Source organism: Apibacter sp. B3706 (genome assembly GCF_011082725.1).
In the GTDB taxonomy this organism is placed as follows: Bacteria; Bacteroidota; Bacteroidia; order Flavobacteriales; family Weeksellaceae; genus Apibacter.
Window position 1 is genome coordinate 977,133 of sequence record NZ_CP049715.1, and the last position, 17,744, is coordinate 994,876.

General features: G+C 27.1%; 12 protein-coding genes and 1 tRNA gene. 8 read left to right on the top strand and 5 right to left on the bottom strand.

From position 1 onward, the window contains the following. Positions 1-58 precede the first annotated feature (58 nt). The 3 genes from priA to G8C41_RS04435 all read right to left on the bottom strand — a co-directional run bounded on the left by priA (position 59) and on the right by G8C41_RS04435 (position 3,667). Positions 59-2,482 (bottom strand): primosomal protein N', encoded by a 2,424-nt coding sequence (priA, locus tag G8C41_RS04425; protein ID WP_255467069.1) that lies wholly within the window; start codon positions 2,480-2,482, stop codon positions 59-61. A 92-nt stretch (positions 2,483-2,574) separates the two neighbouring features. Then, positions 2,575-3,501, bottom strand: coding sequence for a tRNA epoxyqueuosine(34) reductase QueG (gene queG, locus G8C41_RS04430; RefSeq protein ID WP_160566033.1), 927 nt, complete (start codon positions 3,499-3,501; stop codon positions 2,575-2,577). Positions 3,502-3,595: 94 nt separating this feature from the next. Continuing rightward, positions 3,596-3,667 (bottom strand) — tRNA-Arg (locus G8C41_RS04435). 152 nt (positions 3,668-3,819) lie between these two features. On the opposite strand from G8C41_RS04435, the gene G8C41_RS04440 reads away from it, so the two are divergent. Then, positions 3,820-6,264 (top strand): heavy metal translocating P-type ATPase, encoded by a 2,445-nt coding sequence (locus G8C41_RS04440; RefSeq protein WP_166006298.1) that lies wholly within the window; start codon positions 3,820-3,822, stop codon positions 6,262-6,264. Positions 6,265-7,939: 1,675 nt separating this feature from the next. Further along, the gene (locus G8C41_RS04445; RefSeq protein WP_166006301.1) at positions 7,940-8,665 is read left to right on the top strand and encodes an SHOCT domain-containing protein; all 726 of its coding nucleotides are present in this window, start codon (positions 7,940-7,942) and stop codon (positions 8,663-8,665) included. A gap of 350 nt (positions 8,666-9,015) precedes the next feature. Here G8C41_RS04445 and G8C41_RS04450 read toward each other — a convergent pair whose 3' ends face one another. Both G8C41_RS04450 and G8C41_RS04455 read right to left on the bottom strand, forming a co-directional pair. Beyond that, entirely contained in the window at positions 9,016-10,866 is a 1,851-nt protein-coding gene (locus G8C41_RS04450) for an acyltransferase family protein (protein WP_166006303.1), read from the bottom strand. 910 nt (positions 10,867-11,776) lie between these two features. Beyond that, on the bottom strand, positions 11,777-12,130 hold the full coding sequence (locus G8C41_RS04455; RefSeq protein ID WP_160566021.1) for a hypothetical protein: 354 nt from the start codon (positions 12,128-12,130) through the stop codon (positions 11,777-11,779). Between the two features lie 147 nt (positions 12,131-12,277). Here G8C41_RS04455 and G8C41_RS04460 point away from each other — a divergent pair, with 147 nt between their 5' ends. The 6 genes from G8C41_RS04460 (at position 12,278) to G8C41_RS04485 (ending at position 17,740) form a co-directional block, all read left to right on the top strand. Further along, positions 12,278-12,496 carry a hypothetical protein gene (locus G8C41_RS04460; protein WP_160566018.1) on the top strand — a complete coding sequence of 73 codons (219 nt, stop codon included), beginning with the start codon at positions 12,278-12,280 and terminating at the stop codon, positions 12,494-12,496. 77 nt (positions 12,497-12,573) lie between these two features. Next, complete coding sequence (gene dnaG, locus G8C41_RS04465; protein ID WP_160594133.1) at positions 12,574-15,807, top strand: DNA primase; 3,234 nt, start codon at positions 12,574-12,576, stop codon at positions 15,805-15,807. Between the two features lie 5 nt (positions 15,808-15,812). Continuing rightward, positions 15,813-16,037 (top strand): DUF6965 family protein, encoded by a 225-nt coding sequence (locus G8C41_RS04470; RefSeq protein ID WP_160567547.1) that lies wholly within the window; start codon positions 15,813-15,815, stop codon positions 16,035-16,037. A 141-nt stretch (positions 16,038-16,178) separates the two neighbouring features. Further along, entirely contained in the window at positions 16,179-16,868 is a 690-nt protein-coding gene (locus G8C41_RS04475; RefSeq protein WP_166006305.1) for a hypothetical protein, read from the top strand. 147 nt (positions 16,869-17,015) lie between these two features. Further along, complete coding sequence (locus G8C41_RS04480; RefSeq protein WP_166006307.1) at positions 17,016-17,372, top strand: YegP family protein; 357 nt, start codon at positions 17,016-17,018, stop codon at positions 17,370-17,372. A gap of 11 nt (positions 17,373-17,383) precedes the next feature. Then, a complete protein-coding gene (locus G8C41_RS04485; RefSeq protein WP_166006310.1) occupies positions 17,384-17,740 on the top strand; it encodes a YegP family protein in 357 nt (118 codons plus the stop codon). Positions 17,741-17,744 lie beyond the last annotated feature (4 nt).

Consider the following 17,744-nt stretch of genomic DNA (forward strand, 5'->3'; position numbering starts at 1 on the left):
TGCTGTATTTTTAAGCTATAATTTAATTGTAACTCAAAAATAGTATATCAAAAATTGATTAAGAAGGATCAACGTCTACATCAATTTTTACCGAACGAAACGACGAGAGGTTTTGCAATTTTGAAATAGCTTCTTTTATAAACTTTTTACTATTTTTAGTAGATTTTGTAGATGGTATTTTTAAAAGAATTTTATATATAAATTGATTATTTATCCTCGGTATCAATCCTTCTTCCGGTCCTAAAATGAACGGTTCATGAATAAAATTTTTCAGATAATCTCCTACCATTGCAGCTGCTTTTTTAACCTTTTCATTATTTTTATGCTTGAAAGTCAATTCAATCAATCTAAAGTAAGGAGGATATAAGTATTCTTTACGTTCTCTTAAAATACCTTCTTTTGCTAAATTATAGTTATTCTCTTTAATAAATAAATAAAACGGATTTTCCGGGTCAAAAGTTTGAATTAATACTTTTCCTTCTTTTCGTCTTCCGGCTCTACCACTTACCTGAGTCAAGAGTTGCAATGCTTTTTCTTCTGCTCTGAAATTGGGCAGATTTAATAAAGAGTCCGAACGTATGATTCCTACCAACTGAACGTCATCAAAATCAAGTCCTTTGGTTACCATTTGTGTGCCGATAAGGATATCAATTTCTTTAAGAGCCATGTTTTCAAATAATATTTCATAGGCATGTTTGCGTTTCATAGTATCAACATCCATACGGGCAATGTTAGCATCGGGGAAAAGCTGTTTTACCTCTTCTTCGATTTGCTGGGTTCCGATTCCCTTCGTTTCTAAAGCATGGGAATGGCAGCTTGGGCATGATTGGGGAAATGCCATAGTATATCCGCAATAATGACAACGAAGGGTTGAGCTTACCTTATGATATGTAAGGGTAACATCACAATTAGGACACGACGGTGAATGTCCGCAGTCATTACATTCCAAAATAGGTGAAAATCCACGTCGGTTATGAAAAAGAATAACTTGTTTTTTCTGAATTAAACATTGATGGATTTCTTCTTGTAACCGATACGATATATTGGTGGTTACTGTGGGTTTACATAAGGAAACCATTTCTATTTCAGGAAGTTTTACATTGCCAAACCTTTCCTTAAGCTCTACTAAACCAAATTTTCCCTGCTCATGATTATAAAAACTTTCCATCGAGGGAGTGGCAGATCCTAATAGAACTTTTGAATTATTTTGTTGCGCTAAGATTTGTACACAATCTCTTGCTTGGTAAAAGGGTTTTGTGTCCGTTTGTTTATATGAGCTGTCATGCTCTTCATCAACAATAATTAATCCTATGTTAGATAATGGTAAAAAAATAGACGAACGAGCTCCGATAATTACTTTATACTTATTTTTTAAAGTATTTTTCCAAACTTCCACTCGTTCATTTTGATTGAGTTTAGAATGATAAACTCCTACTTCATCGCCAAAACGTTTTTTTATTTTACTTACCAGTTGCGTTGTAATGGATATTTCCGGTAATAAAAAAAGGGAATTACGAGAATTAGAAATTTGTTTTTCAATCAATTGAAAATATAATTCGGTTTTTCCGGAAGAAGTTACGCCATGTAATAAAACTGTCGAAAACTTTTGAAATTGTTTTTCAATCTCTCTTAATGCTATATCTTGAACGTTAGAAAGTTTATAAGAATCTTCGATATGATCATCATATTCTTCTATACGATCTTTTTGGAGTTGAAATTCTTCTAAATATTTTTTTTCAATCAGAGATTTAACGACAGAGGGTGATGATATTTCAATCAGCTCTCTTTTTTGTATGAATGTTGCTCTCTGTTGTTGCATTTTAATAAATAATAGTAACGCTTCTCTTTGTTTTTCCGCCCTATTAATATCGACCAATGCTTTTTGAAATAGTTCTGAATCTTCAAATAAAGGATTTAATTTGATATAAGTTAGTTTCTTGGGTTTATATTTATCAATGATTTGCTCATCTAATTCAATTAATTTTTTATCATATAAAGATTTTATGGTAGAAATTATGTATTTTTTCGCTAAAAAAGCTTCTATTTCTTTTAAATTAATTGCAGTTTTAATTTCGAGATTCTGCATAATGAACGTTTCCTTTTCGTCCAACTCTTCCCAATTTATATTTTGAGAAGTTTTTCGGATAAATGTTTCACTTTCCAATTTTAAAGCTGAAGGAAAAGCATTTCTATATACATCCCCTAAAGAGCACATATAATAATCAGCAATCCATTTCCAAAATTCAATTAATTTTGGAGTTGCTAAGGGGTAATCTTCAAGGATAGTATATATTTCTTTGGTTTTATATAGTTCCGGCTTCTTATTATGGAGACTTTCCACTATAGCCGTATATAATTTTTTTTCTCCAAATGAAACAACCACCCGTTGCCCGATTTGAATGTGGTTTTGTAATTCTATGGGTATGTGATAGGTGAAAACACCCTCTAATGAAAGTGGAATAATTACGTTTGCAAACTCCAATTGATGTATTTTTTAAATAACAAAGATACAGTATTTAATATTTACAGTTTTTTATTTTAAACCCATAGATAAGAATAATTAAGTAAATACGGTTATGTTTTTTTGTTAAAGAGAATATTTCTTTGAAAACCTGAAAATTTGGTTCGTTTAACAGCTGAATTTTTAAATAGTATTTTAAAGGCTTCTTCACTAATATCATTCCAATCATTTTTAGTATAGGATAACAAATCGGGATGCGGATTAAATTTTTCTTCTGTATGCGGTGTAGAAAATCTATTCCACGGACAAACATCCTGACAAATATCGCATCCAAAAATCCAATCTTTCAATTTTCCATCAAACTCCTTTCCGATCTGATCTTTTAATTCTATGGTTAAATAGGATATACATTTTGTGGAATCTATGACCCTTTCAGATATGATGGCTTGGGTGGGACAAGCATCCATACAACGGGTACAGCTTCCGCAATGATTGGTTGGAAAAGCTTCATCATAGTTCAATTCGAGGTCGCAAATGATTTCAGCAAGAAAAAAAAATGAACCTTTTTGTTTGGATAATAAGAGTGAGTTTTTTCCGATCCAACCTAAGCCGGATTTTTGCGCCCATGTTCTTTCCATCACGGGAGCCGAATCTGTAAATACTCTATAGGAAAATTGACCGACTTTATCTTGGATTTCTTCTACAAATTTTTGTAATTTTTCACGTATTACTAAGTGATAGTCTTCTCCATATGCATATTTAGCAATATGGTAACTTTCTGTGTTTTGTTTTTCTTGCGGGTAATAATTATATAAAAAGGAAATAACTGATTTTGCACCGTCTACAAGTAATCCGGGATTAAGCCTTTTATCAAAGTTATTTTCCAAATATTTCATGTTTCCATGATAACCTTCTTTAAGCCATTTTTCTAATTTTGGAGCTTCTTCTTCCAAAAATATTGAACGAGAGATCCCACATCCTATAAAAGAATATTCTTTGGCTTTTTCTTTTATGAAATATGTAAGTTGCTCTTTATTCAATTGGTTTGTAGTATAGATAAATTATAATAGTGAAGGTCAAGTACATAAAAAAAGACTCAAAATACTGCAAACAATAGATTAAGTCTTTTCGTAGTAGCCCCAGCGAGGATCGAACTCACATCTAAAGTTTAGGAAACTTTTGTTCTATCCATTGAACTATGAGGCCTTTTTTTAAATCTTTTGCAAAAATATGAAAAACTAAGGAAATTTTGTACTATAAATTTATTCCATAATTGTATAACATATTCCAATACTTTTCAACCTACTTTTGTATAGGTAAATAGATAGTTAAATTTATATTCAGTCTGAAATAAAATTATGAATTCTTCTAAAAAAAATAATCCGGTATATTATTACATACCCTTCAATAATAACATTGATGAATCTGATGTTTCCAAGATTACCCAAGCTTTACAATCTATAAAAGAAATTGATACATGCAATTTAGAATTAAATAATCAAAGGATCCGTATAACCAGTAAATACCCTGATGAAGCCATAGCCAAGGCTGTTCCGATTCTAACAGACTTACAAGTTAAAGTTCCGGTTACTAAAAACAACTTTCCTTTACTCAACTTAAGTTGCGCATCTTGTGCCAATAGCAGTCAAAATATTCTAAAAATGCAACCGGGCGTAATAAACGCCTCGGTAAATTATGCAAATGAAATGGCATACATTGAATACATACCTTCAATGATAACCCCGCAAAAATTGAAAGACTCTCTCCAAGAAGCAGGTTATGATTTGATTATCAAAGAAAATGATGATTCGCAAAATTCATTGGAAGAAATACAAAAAAATCATTACAAAGCTCTAAAAAGGAAAACCATCGGTGCCATGATTTTTTCCATTCCTTTACTAATTATAGGGATGACACCGTCACTCATGCATCAACATTGGGCAAATTACATCATGTGGATCTTAGCTACACCGGTTGTTTTTATTTTTGGAAAACAATTTTTTAAGGGAGCTTATAAACAAGCAAAACATAGATCCGCCAATATGGATACCCTGGTAGCGGTAAGTACGGGAACCGCATATATTTTTAGCGTTTTTAATACATTAATTCCTTCGTTTTGGATTAAACGCGGATTGCAACCGCATGTATATTTTGAAGCTTCAGCTGTAGTTATTGCATTCGTTTTATTAGGTAAAATATTAGAAGAAAAAGCAAAAGGGAATACTTCTTATGCCATCAAGAAGTTAATAGGTTTACAACCTAAAACAATTACTGTAATTCAAGGAAATGAGCAAAATGAAATTCCTATTAAGTCAGTTTCAATTGGAATGACCATTTTAGTAAAACCGGGTGAAAAGATTGCGGTGGATGGAACAGTTCTATCGGGTAATTCGTATGTTGATGAAAGTATGATCAGTGGTGAGCCCATTCCAATTGAAAAAGTGAAAGGTTCAAAAGTATTTGCAGGAACGATTAATCAGAAAGGAAGTTTTCAATTTCATGCAGATAAAGTGGGTAAAGATACTCTTTTATCTCAAATTATTCAGACGGTGCAAGAAGCCCAAGGCAGTAAAGCTCCTGTTCAAAAATTGGTTGATAAAATTGCCGGAATTTTTGTTCCCACAGTTTTTATTATTGCTTGTTTATCGTTGATTATTTGGATTATTTTCGGTGGTAAACAAGGGATAATTTATGGTTTTCAAAGCTTTGTAACCGTATTGGTTATTGCTTGTCCGTGTGCTTTAGGTTTAGCAACTCCAACAGCCATTATGGTTGGTATCGGTAAAGGTGCGGAAAAAGGTATTTTAATTAAAGATGCAGAAAGTTTGGAAAATACCAAAAATATAAATGCGATAGTTTTGGATAAAACCGGTACGATTACAGAAGGTAAACCTCAGGTTGAAGATTTTAAATGGTTTAGTTCAACGCATGATCTTGAAAAAAACATTTTATATAGTATTGAACGATCCTCTGAACATCCTTTAGCCGGGGCTATTGTAAGTTATTTGAATGATAAAAGCATAACTTTTATTCCTAACATAGAAATTACAAATATATCAGGGCAAGGAATTATTGGTATTTACAATAATCAAAAATATTTTATTGGAAATCTTTCTTTGTTATCTAAACATTCAGTTCCCATTGATATAAAAGTTAAAAATTGGTTGGATAATAAATTTAAACAAGCTACTACTACTATTTTATTTGCTAATGAAAATACTATAGTTGCAGGAATATCTATTTCAGATAAGATTAAACCAACTTCCCTAACTGCTATTAAGCAGATTAAAATGTTAGGAATTGAGGTTCATATGCTAACGGGTGATAATCCTTCTACTGCTAATTATGTAGCTAATGAAGTAGGAATTAACAAATTTAAAGCCGAGGTTTCTCCACAGGATAAAATTGATTATATAAAAAAACTTCAAGCTTCGCCTAAAAATAAAATTGTGGCTATGGTCGGAGATGGTATTAATGATAGTGCTGCCCTCGCCCAAGCGGATGTTAGTATCGCAATGGGTCGTGGATCTGATATTGCCATTGATGTTGCTAAAATGACTATAATTTCAGGAGATCTTCAAAAAATAACTGAGGCAATTAAACTTTCCAAGCAAACGGTTAAAACTATTAAACAAAATTTATTTTGGGCGTTTATTTATAATATAATAGGTATTCCTATCGCTGCGGGTATATTATATCCTATCAATGGCTTTTTATTAAATCCAATGGTTGCCGGTGCTGCCATGGCTTTAAGCAGCGTTAGTGTGGTTAGTAATAGTTTGCTTTTAAAATTAAAAAAATAAATGTTGAATAATTAATTCCTTTTTTAACAAATTAAAAGAGCCTCCTATAATAGGAGGCTATAATACAAAACTCAAAAAATAAAATTAATCTATAATTATTTTATTATCTAATTAAAATACGTATACTAACATATACAGCACAAATCATTGCTATAAAATAAATTAAGGTGAGTAATGAAATAGAGGGTCTAATATGCTTCATAAAGTTTAGTGTTTAAGGTTTATACTAAATTCAGTTATATAAAAATTAAAATAAATTAACTATCTGTTATTTTAATACTACAAATATATAAAATTATTTTATTTATATAAATATAATATTTATCATATACAAATATTATAAAATTTTAGTATGATTTAATTAAAAAATATTTATTTTTTTTTATATAATTCATATTATTATTTTATTTATTTAAACTGTAAAAATTATTAAAAATAAAATTTAGTTTTTTTATGATAAAATGCAGTGAAGAGTGCTAAGTATTAATTTAAAATAGTGAAGGTATATATTTAACAAAATTGATCCTCTACTACTCAGAGAAGATTTTTTAAATATATTAGTTAACAGCTTTTTAAGCTTACTATGTTAATGATAAATTTTTATCATTACTTAAAATTAACTATGTAATATAATATTAAATTATCCTATCTAATAATATAAATGACTTATAGTAAAAAATATGTTTAAAAAAATAAATAACATATAAAAATATCACTTCCATAGTAAGAAAAGTCTAATTTACTATAATATTATTTTTTATTTTACGGAATTCCGTAATCTAACCTTTTTATTTTTTTATAACTTCAAAAAATATCATATACAAGTTATTTTTCAATAGTAAGAGTTTTATATATATAATTTGAATGTTAATCTAAAATATTTCACTTGCAGAACCATCTGATTAGTCTTTAAGAAATCCTGAGATAAAAACTCAGGATTTTTTTATTTAATAATTGTTACTTATATATACAAATATAATTCCATGTTTTTGTCAAAATGTTATGTATCCAACTTAGCTATCTTAATTTTATATGTATAGTATTTAATTGTTAGATTAATAAAATATAAAATTAATTTAAGTTCAGATAAGATTTTTCTTACCTCTTTTTTAAACTTAAATTGTATATAATCAATTATTTTAATTTAATCAATATATTTTAATAAAACGTTTTAAAAATATTTATAAGTTATATTAAATTTTTAAAATAGTTAAAATATGATTTATCTCTTATGAATAAAGCAATGTATAAGAGATCATAAAATATTTATATTAAAAGAAAATAATTTTTTTCTTTTATTAAGCTAAATAAATAAAATAATTTATATATTTGAAAAAAAATAAGAATTTATATATTAAAAAGAGATGTATTTTTTAAGTTGTAATATATAAATTCTTTAATTCAAATTATATTATAAATATCTTATTATAAAAAAATTGTAAAGCTTTATTATTTATTAAATAGAAGAATTGCTCTTCAAAAAATTGGTTCTTAAAAAAATATAATATAATTGAAATTTTATTTAAAATTTATGAATAACCTTATATCTTTTGATTAAAAATTACTAAAAAATTTAGATTAGGGATTATGGTCTTTCATAAATGTTTGAATGAACATATTAAATCTTAATTAGTTAGAAATAAAAAAATAACAATAATATATTAATTTAATTAAAATGAAAATTTTTATTATCATTATTATAACATTAGCAATTTTGTATATTATATGGAGATATTATGAAATATCTCAATGCCGTATTGACGAAGATAATCCTTTAAAATCTAATAATAATTTTACTCCTTCAAAAACGATTATTGGTTATAGTAAATTTTACACATTTAATGTAGATGATAAAAGAAAACAGATAGCTATTTTAAAAGGTAAATTTGAACCTATATATATTGATTTCAAAGATATTTTAGGTGTTAAATTCATTGAAGATATAACATATTTTAATTTATCAAATAGGAAATTTGTAGCAGGAGGTTTTTTTAGCCGTATTTTTTTTGGTTTGTTTGGAACAGTTGTAGGAGGTTCAACCAAGTCTCATCATAAACAAAAATATGTTACAAAAGTATGTGTTAAAATATTTATTAAAGATATAAATAATTCAGCGGTACTAATTGATTGTTTTGACCCTGGTACAATGCTTTTTTTTAAAAGACATAGAGTTGATATAAGTAAATTATTTATTAGAAAAGTATATCAAATAGGAGTTCGAGATGCAAATGAAATAAAAGATACCATAAATATGATCATTAAACATACTCCAAAAAATTTATCTGAAGATATTTCTTTTAAAATTTCAAATCAATTATTGAAATTACATGAATTAAAAGAAAAGGGAATTTTGACAGAATCAGAATATCTTTCTCAAAAACAAAAAATATTAAATACTTAACAAATCTTTATTTAAATATAATGTTTTAAATTTTTTTATTGAAAATGATCTATATAGAATTAAAAAAGTTTTAAATCATACTATTATTTTAGCTAAAACTATACGTAAATAAAGATTGAATGCGTCTTTAACTATAACTATTATCAGTGAAAATTAGCGTGATAGAGGAAGTGTTTATCCTTAAGTAAACTATATATTCTAAACTAAAATAATTAATCATGCTTATTATTATTAAAATAGTTTAGATAATTTATTTATATTTTATCTAATGGTTCTTACTTACATTTTGATAACAATTTAGTTCATATTTACAAGTAAGATTTAAGAAACAAATAAAAAGGTTTAAATTTTTAATTTATTGCTTCTAATATTCTGTTTTTTATAGGATACTTATATTGTTCTGTGCCATAATAAGTTAAATGATTCGTATCATACATATAAGGAATATAATTAGGAGATATCTTATTAATTTTATAGTTCATTAAATCAATATATTTATTACCCAAATAGTGTTTTAAGAAATTATTAATTTCAATTAAATTTTCTTTATTTTTTATATCATTTTTATATTCATTACCATAGGTGGTTTTTAAATAATAATAGGTTGGATAATCTATTGGATAAATATCTGTTTGACCTAAATAAAGTACTTTAATATTGTATTTGTTAAAATACGTATCAGTAAAATTAATTTTTTTTATTAATTCATCTTTAGAATATGCTGCATAATTAGCACTTATTAAAACTAATTTAATTTTTTCAAGATTTAAAGGGAAATATATCTTAAAAAAATAGTTAAAAAAGCTAATTGGCCCCTTAAATTGACTCTTCGAATGCAACATGGGATATGTAGCATCTGCTGTCACTTGTATACAATTTATATTATTTTCTTCTAAAAGATTATTGATTGTTTTGGAAAACATTCCTGCATGGCTATCACCCAATAATATAACATTTAATCTATCATTTTTTACTGCCCAATATTTTATATTATAATCTTCAAATTTTTGAGTAGATAATAGATGTTTTTTGCCCAAATTGTACTGTTCATTAGCCTCATTACTATATTTATAATTAGCTGTTATGTTAATCAGATTTCCAATTTTTTTAAAATAAATATTAGCATCAAGTTTTGTTAAAACAAATGAAATACAAAATAATATAAAGCTGCCTGATAACAAATATTTAACTTTTTTATCATATTTTCTTTTTTCAACAAAATGAAAAGATAAAATTGAAAGTATAATTGACAATAAAATAAATAATAGTCTGTATCTAACCCGTGTATCTAAAGCAAAGAATAAACTTAGAACATAAAATGGCCAATGGTATAAATATATGGAATAGGATAAATCTCCAATATGATTAACCATCTTACTTTTGTATATACTAAAATCATAATTTATAGAAATTATTACTGAAATACAAAATACCGGAATAATAGTTATTAAATTCGGCCAAATACCATTGAAATCATTTATACAAGTGAAATAAATAATCACGATAAAAGAAAGAATGGTGATCAATATTTTATATTTTTCAGATATTTTTTTTAATTTATTTTCATTTAGAAAAGCTGCTCCTCCCAACATCATCTCCCAGGCTCTTGTATAAAAAATATAAAATGAAAAGGAATTACTATTACTGTTATGATATAACATTGAAATAAGAGAAAATAATATTAATAAATAATAAAATTTTTTAAATAGGCATCTATTGGTTAAATATAGTTTTCTTAGGATCAACAAGAGAAGGGGATATATAAGATAAAATTGCCACTCAACAGCTAAAGACCATGTATGAAGTAAAAAATTATATTGAGAAGATTGATCAAAATACCCACTATTCAAGTAGTAATAAATATTAGAAAAAAACAAACTACTGGAAAATGCACTTTTTAAATAAACTAAAAATTGAGTTGGTAAAAGAAAAAATACGATTATTGAAAAAAACAAAATCATTACTAATAATGCAGGAAATATTCTTAAAACTCTACGTTTATAAAAATTCAATAAATTAAAATTATGCTGCTCAAATCCTGATAAAATGATTTTTGACATTAAATAACCAGATATTACAAAGAAAATGTCAACTCCAATAAATCCTCCTTTGAAATAAGAAAATTTAAAATGGTATAATAAGACTGAGATAACAGAAAAAGCTCTTAAAAAAGAAATATCGTATCTGAATTTAGTAATCATTTTCAAAAATATAAATTTCCTATTAATTTTTATTTTTTCTTACGCTTTCATTACCAACAAATCCATAATAATTTACCGAAAAAAATTTTTAAAACTTAAAGCAGGCATTATGTAGATGCAAGTTTCGATTATTTGCCAATATGCTATTTCCGATAATTAAAAAAATTTTGATAATACAGATTTTATAAAAAATTTACCTACCTATCCTATATCTGTTGACAGAAAATTAAAGGGATATTTTATTATGATTGAAGTTAAGGGCAATAGTATGGATAATAGTAATAAAGAAAGTCTTCAAGAGGGGGATTTGATATTGAGCAGAAACATTAAAAAGACTATTGGAAATTAGAAATAGTAAATAAAACGGAAGTAGTAAAAATTTAATGTAAAATTGTATTAACTAGTTAAATTTTCTTAGTACCCTCTCTTTTTTAATAAATGAGTATTTTATAAAAATTTAATTTATTCTTACTACTTTGTATTTCTTGATTTAAAATATTTCGTTAAAAGTAGTTGCCTATACTCTTCCATTATCTTTTGTTTTTCTGTCATAGGCTTAGGTTTTAATTTTTTTTCTTACTTTTCTTTTACTTTAACATACCCCATTTTTTTCAATATTTTTTTCAAATCTTCTTCTGGGATTGCATTTAATATTTTTTCGTATGGATCTGACATTTTACTTTTTATTATTTAGAACAAAAAAAATTCTTGTTCTATATTTTGTTCTAAAAATTTAAAAAAAAGCCAAATTATAACTCAACGAATTTTACTTATATACCCTATTATTTCAGTAGGTTACTTGAATTTTAGTGTTTTTTTTTTCTTGTTTTGTGACCACGGAGGGATTGAAAAAAAGAAATTACAATACTAAAATTCAAGTATATATAAATATATGGGTTATGGAATTGTTCTATTTTTTATCTGTTATTTTTAAACGCTTCTCTATAAATTCAATTCTTTGTAACAATGACTTGTCGCTATCTTTTGAATTTTCTGCATTTTTTTCAACAACAGCTGGATTATTTAATTCTTCCTTTTCTAACAAGGTCCCCTCTCCCATGAATATAAAGTTTCGGTTAAATTCCTTAAATCTTGAAGCTATATGACGTAAGTGAATAATAGATACTTTCTTTTTTCCTTTTTTAATATCATTCCAACCAACCTTTGATTCACCTATGATTTCGGCAAATTCTTTTTGGCTTCTTATAATTTTATTATCAAAAAGGTATTCAAAAATTTTTAATAAAATATCTATATCATTCATTATTAATAGATTATATAAATAAAGTATGAGAAAATCTTATATTTTTTTTGTTTCAGTATGAAAATATCTTACTTTTTTCTTTCTAGTATGAAAATATCATACTATATTTGTTCTCAAATAAAATATAAGTCGATATACTTTTTAATTATGAACAACAAATCTAGCAAAAAAAATGAATGGAATATTCTATTAATTAAAAGAATAGCAGCAAAGTGGCAAGTCACAGAAACTTTTGTTCGACAAATTTTGTCAAAAAAAGCGAAAAGTACAACGGCCGAAACTATTAGTAAGGACTATTTTGAATGTCAAAATAAAATAAAACCGCATTTAGATAAAATAAATGAAATTTTAGAATCTATAAAATAGATAGTTTATAGTTAGTGATCTTTTTTTCTTGTTTATAAGGAATCCTTTTATAAGGATTCCTTTAAAAAAAATAAAATATGAAATATATAAAGAAAGAGTGTATAGATAAAATATTGGATGCTATTGATGTAGTTAGTGTTATAGAAAAATATGTTAACATTAAAAAATCAGGTTCAGGATATAGCGCTTTATCTCCCTTTGGCTCAGAAAAAACAGCTTCTTTAATGATCTCCCCGTCTAAACAAATTTGGAAAGATTTTTCAACAGGGAAAGGAGGTAGTGCCATTAATTTTATCATGGAATACAAATCTATAAGTTTTTATGAAGCATTGTTAGAGGCGGCCAAACTAAATAATATTGCTATAGAATACGAAGAATTTACCAATGATGAGGAGAAAAATAAATATGAAGATTATCAAATAAAAAAAAGAATAACACAATTAGCCTGTGATAAATATATTAAGTTTTTCTCTGAATTGCCTCCAACACATTGGGCACAGAAGATGATCTCTAATAGAAAATGGGATGATTCAACTATACTTCAATTTAAAATTGGATATGCGCCTAAAGAAAAAAATAATTCTTTTTCGAAAGAAGCCATCGAATTAGGCTATTTAGCAGCAGCAAAAGAATTAGGTCTGACAAAAACCAATGAAATAAATCAACTAGCTTATGATTTTTTTATTGACCGTCTTGTTTTTCCAATACAAAATTTTTATGGAGAAGTCATTGGTTTTGGTGGCAGAAGAAATGATGCTCCGGAAAATTTAAAGTATGCCAAATACTTAAATTCGACTGAATCCATACTTTATAATAAGAGTAAGGTCCTTTATGGTCTTTACCAGGCTAAAGGAGAGATAAGGAAACAAAATAAAGTTATTCTTGTTGAAGGATATTCAGATGTAATTTCTTTACATCAAAACGGGGTGTCTTTTGCTGTTGCTACTTGCGGTACGTCTTTAACTGTTGAACACACCAAAATATTAAAAAAACTGTGCGCCCATGTAATAATATGGAGAGATGGAGATGTAGCCGGACTTAAAGCTACATTTAGAGATATTGATATTCTTTTAAAGGAAAGCTTTAAAGTTTCTACTATTATTTCTCCCGAAGGCAAAGATCCTGATGATCTTGCGCGTGAAAAAGGAACTGAATTAATCCAATGGGTAGAAGATAATTTGACTGATGCCGTAAACTGGAAGGCTGTAAATTTGATTAAAAATTGCGAAACGCCTGACGATATATCTTTTGCGGTGCAAAAAATATGCGATACTCTATGTGTTATTTCCGATGAAATTAAAAGAGATCTATATATTAAAGATCTTTCTAAAGTTTTAAAACAAAAACAATCCGTTTTAAAAAAAATTGTAGATGAAAAGCTTGATAACTTAAAATCAACTAAAACTGATTTATCTACTACTACTAATGTAAAATTAGATGTTCTTCTTCCTCCCGGGGCGAATCAAGAACAATACATTAAAGATAGATTTTGTGAAATAGATAAAGCCTATTTTTTCCAATCAAAAGATGGTAATTTTTTTAAAGGGACCAATTTTGTTATTCAAGCCTTATTTCACATCTACGGAAGAAATGATAATAAAAGGCTTTGTGAAATCACTAATGAATTAGGCCATAAACGCTTAATTGATTTTGATTCTAAAGATTTTGTTAATTTTTCTAAAATACAAGAAACATTAATTCAAGAAGGATTTTTTTTCTTTGAAGGTAATGTATCTACACTGCATTTTAAATTGGTTACAAAAAAAATATTAAATGATTTCATAATGGCCTATGAGTTAAAAACATTAGGCTGGCAAAATGAAGGTTTTTTTGCTTTTGCTGATGGAATTTATTTTGAAAATCAATTTAAAAGAACCAATAAATATGGAATTATTCAGATTGAAGGATTGGATGAAGAAAATTCAGAATATAGAGAAAACATTAAACATTATTACTCCCCTGCTTTTTCTGAGATATATAAATATAACAGAGAAGATGATGACCCGTACGAAAACGACAGATGTTTTGTTTATAGAAAGTCCCCGATAAGTATAAATCAATGGATGTCTCAATTGGTAAAAGTATATGGAGATAAAGGAATTGTGGGGATAGGCTTTGTGTTTGCTTCTTTATTTCGCGATATTTTAATTAAAAGATTTTCTTTTTTTCCTCATTTAGGATTATTCGGAGAAAAAGGATCCGGAAAATCAAGATTTGGAGACTCTTTGCATAACTTTTTCTTCTATAAGATGAATCCATTTGATTTAAACTCGGGAACCGTTGTAGGATTTACCAGAAGACTGGCTCGAACAAAAAACGCAATATCCTTTTTAGAAGAATATCACGATAATATACACGATGTTATGTTTCAATCGATGAAAGGAGCTTATGACGGACGAGGACGAGAAAAAGGGCAAGCTACCGTTGATAATCGAACTTCAATTACAAATGTTAATTCATCTTTAATATATGCCGGTCAATATTATCCGGTACGCGATGATAATTCCTTAGCTACCAGATCTTTACTTTTATCTTTCATTAAAAAGCCTTATACAACGGAAGAAATTCAAGAATATAATTTATTAAAGAGTTGGGAAGAAACCGGTTTATCCTCGCTTATTTTAGATATTATCAGGCATAGAGAAGTTGTTGTAACTAAATTTCACGAAATGTACGCATTAATTGCCAAAAATCTTAAAATGGATTTAGCAGGAACAGAAGTTCAAGAACGAATGATTAATAATTATCTGGCAATATTAACGCCGATCTATATTTTATGGGATAATTTTAATTTTCCTTTTACGCAAGAATATTTTTACCGTCTTTGTAAAGAATTGATAATTAATTCTTCAGATATGATAACAGAAAGTGAAGGTTTAGCAGATTTTTGGTCAATGTTTGAATATCTAGTACATGAAAATAGAATAAAAGAGAATGAAGATTTTAAAATAATTTCACCTAAAACCGTAAAATTAGGCGTAAAAAAAGGAGGTAAAACCATAACGGAAGAATGGTATAACACTAATTCAGATAAAGTTTTATATATTTATTTTAAGAAGATTTATCAAGATATGCTTAGAGAATCTTCACGAAGAGGTACGTCTTTAATGAATGAAACTACGTTAAAAAATTACTTTCGAGCTAAAAAATATTTAATTGGTGGATCTGCAACAACCAGACTGGGCGAAAGATCACAGAGTTGCTATGCTTTTAATTATTCTTTATTACACTCTCAGGGAATATTAAATATTGAAAAAACTTACATTTTAGATACTTCTTTAAGTTCTAAAGAAAAAGAAATTCCTTTTTAATTGAAATGAAAAACCCGTATTTAACAGAGATTGAGGAATTTTTTGACAATTTAATTAATTATCCAAAAAATATAAAAATAGATGGTCATTTATATTCTGAAAACGCGATTAAAAAACTTATTAAAGCTGAAATAATCATCCTTAAAAATCAATCGGGTAAAAAAGGATATCTACCGTATTATTATAGACTGCTTAAAATTTATAACATCATAAAAAAAGAAAAACCATGAAAAATTTAAAAATGACCTTGAAGTTTACTCCCGGAGACGTTGAAAAAGCAAATTTCATCATTGCTCAATTTATTGAGCGTTTAGAGAAAAGTAAATCTTTATAAATAAATCAAGATAAAAATATAGCTAAATTATAAAAAAATGGAATACTCAAAAAAACAAATTACAAAAAAAAATAATAATCCTACTATCGGTTATAATGATTATACAGAGTATATAACTGAAGGAGAAGGATCCTGTAACGTTATAATGGGTAGTACTTCAAAGGGTTTAACGTTAGGGTATAAATCGCATAGCATTGCTATTGGTGATAATTCGGACAGTAAAACAAATGGAGATAACGCATTTAGCGTAACAATGACTAATTATACGGAAAGTATAACTAAAGGTCCGGCATCACATAGTGTTACCATGGCTTTTTATTCAACTAGTAAAACAATAGGTAATATTGCTCACAGTGCAGTTTTTGGATATAAATCTACAAGTATCACTACAGGTAAAGAGTCTCATAGTGTAGCTATGGATACTTGTTCACAGAGTTATACATGGGGGGAAAATTCACATAGTGTGACGCTTAGTGATGGTTCTCTATCTTATGCAAAAGATGAAAATTCCACAGCAATTGCTATGGGTAAATATTCTCGAGTTAAATCTGAAAAAGGTTTTATTGTTATAGCACGATATGACAAAGCCGGAAATTTAAAAAAAATTTACAGCGCGAAGGTAGGTAAAAAGATTTTAGGAGTAAAAATTAGATCAGATCGATGGTATGGATTTAATAAAAAAAGGAAATTTAAAGAATATATAGACGAACAAGTAATAATTGACTAAACCATAAAGATACCGCGATGAAGTTATTCAAGTTGCTGCATTGGCCGTTTCAATGATTGAAAGTTTAGACAAGGATTATAACTTTAAAGAATTGTTAAATAAACAATAAATTATAAAATATAAATAATAATTTAAAAAACTAAAACCATGAAACATTCTAATAACAACGAAAAATTTTATTTTAAAATAAATAAAAATAAAGACAATTTATTCTATTTCCTATTAAAAGACGATGATGGTAACTTTTGTCTAGTAAGCCTTCCATATACACTAAAAACAAATTGTAAACACGGAATAAGATCTATAATAAGAAATTCTAAAAATGAAGAGCGGTTTGAGGTAGAACAAGATTCTTTTGAAGATTGGTTCTTCTGGCTAAAAGGCGGAAACGGTCGAATAATAGCAAAATCACAAGAATTTGTTACAAAAGAAGAACTTAAAAACTTAATTAAAGATTTAAAAAGCTTATCTCTTAAAACTCCTGTTATTGACAATACTAAATAATAATTAAAATCATGACACACTCAAATAACAACAAAAAATACTTTTTTGAAATAAACAAAAATGAAGACGACTTTTTCTATTTCCAATTAAAAGACGAAAAGAGTAAAATTTTACTTAAAAGCCTTATATATACGCACAAAACTGATTGTCAAAAGTGGATAAAATCAGTAATAAGAAATTCTAAAAATGAAGAACGTTTTGAAGTAGTACAAGGTCCAAATGAAGCATGGTCGATCTGGCTAAATACAAAAAACGGTCTGGTATTAGCAATCTGTCCATCTTTTCGTACAGAAAAAGAAGCTAAAAACTTTATTGAAGATTTAAAAAGCTTATCTCTTAAAACTCCTGTTATTGACAAAACTAAATAAAAAA

Bases quoted from the DNA above. Each gene is read 5' to 3' on its own strand.
- G8C41_RS04440 (WP_166006298.1), top strand. From the start codon at position 3,820: ATGAATTCTTCTAAAAAAAATAATCCGGTATATTATTACATACCCTTC.
- G8C41_RS04445 (WP_166006301.1), top strand. From the start codon at position 7,940: ATGAAAATTTTTATTATCATTATTATAACATTAGCAATTTTGTATATT.
- G8C41_RS04450 (WP_166006303.1), bottom strand. From the start codon at position 10,866: ATGATTACTAAATTCAGATACGATATTTCTTTTTTAAGAGCTTTTTCT.
- G8C41_RS04455 (WP_160566021.1), bottom strand. From the start codon at position 12,130: ATGAATGATATAGATATTTTATTAAAAATTTTTGAATACCTTTTTGAT.
- G8C41_RS04460 (WP_160566018.1), top strand. From the start codon at position 12,278: ATGAACAACAAATCTAGCAAAAAAAATGAATGGAATATTCTATTAATT.
- dnaG (WP_160594133.1), top strand. From the start codon at position 12,574: ATGAAATATATAAAGAAAGAGTGTATAGATAAAATATTGGATGCTATT.
- G8C41_RS04470 (WP_160567547.1), top strand. From the start codon at position 15,813: ATGAAAAACCCGTATTTAACAGAGATTGAGGAATTTTTTGACAATTTA.
- G8C41_RS04475 (WP_166006305.1), top strand. From the start codon at position 16,179: ATGGAATACTCAAAAAAACAAATTACAAAAAAAAATAATAATCCTACT.
- G8C41_RS04480 (WP_166006307.1), top strand. From the start codon at position 17,016: ATGAAACATTCTAATAACAACGAAAAATTTTATTTTAAAATAAATAAA.
- G8C41_RS04485 (WP_166006310.1), top strand. From the start codon at position 17,384: ATGACACACTCAAATAACAACAAAAAATACTTTTTTGAAATAAACAAA.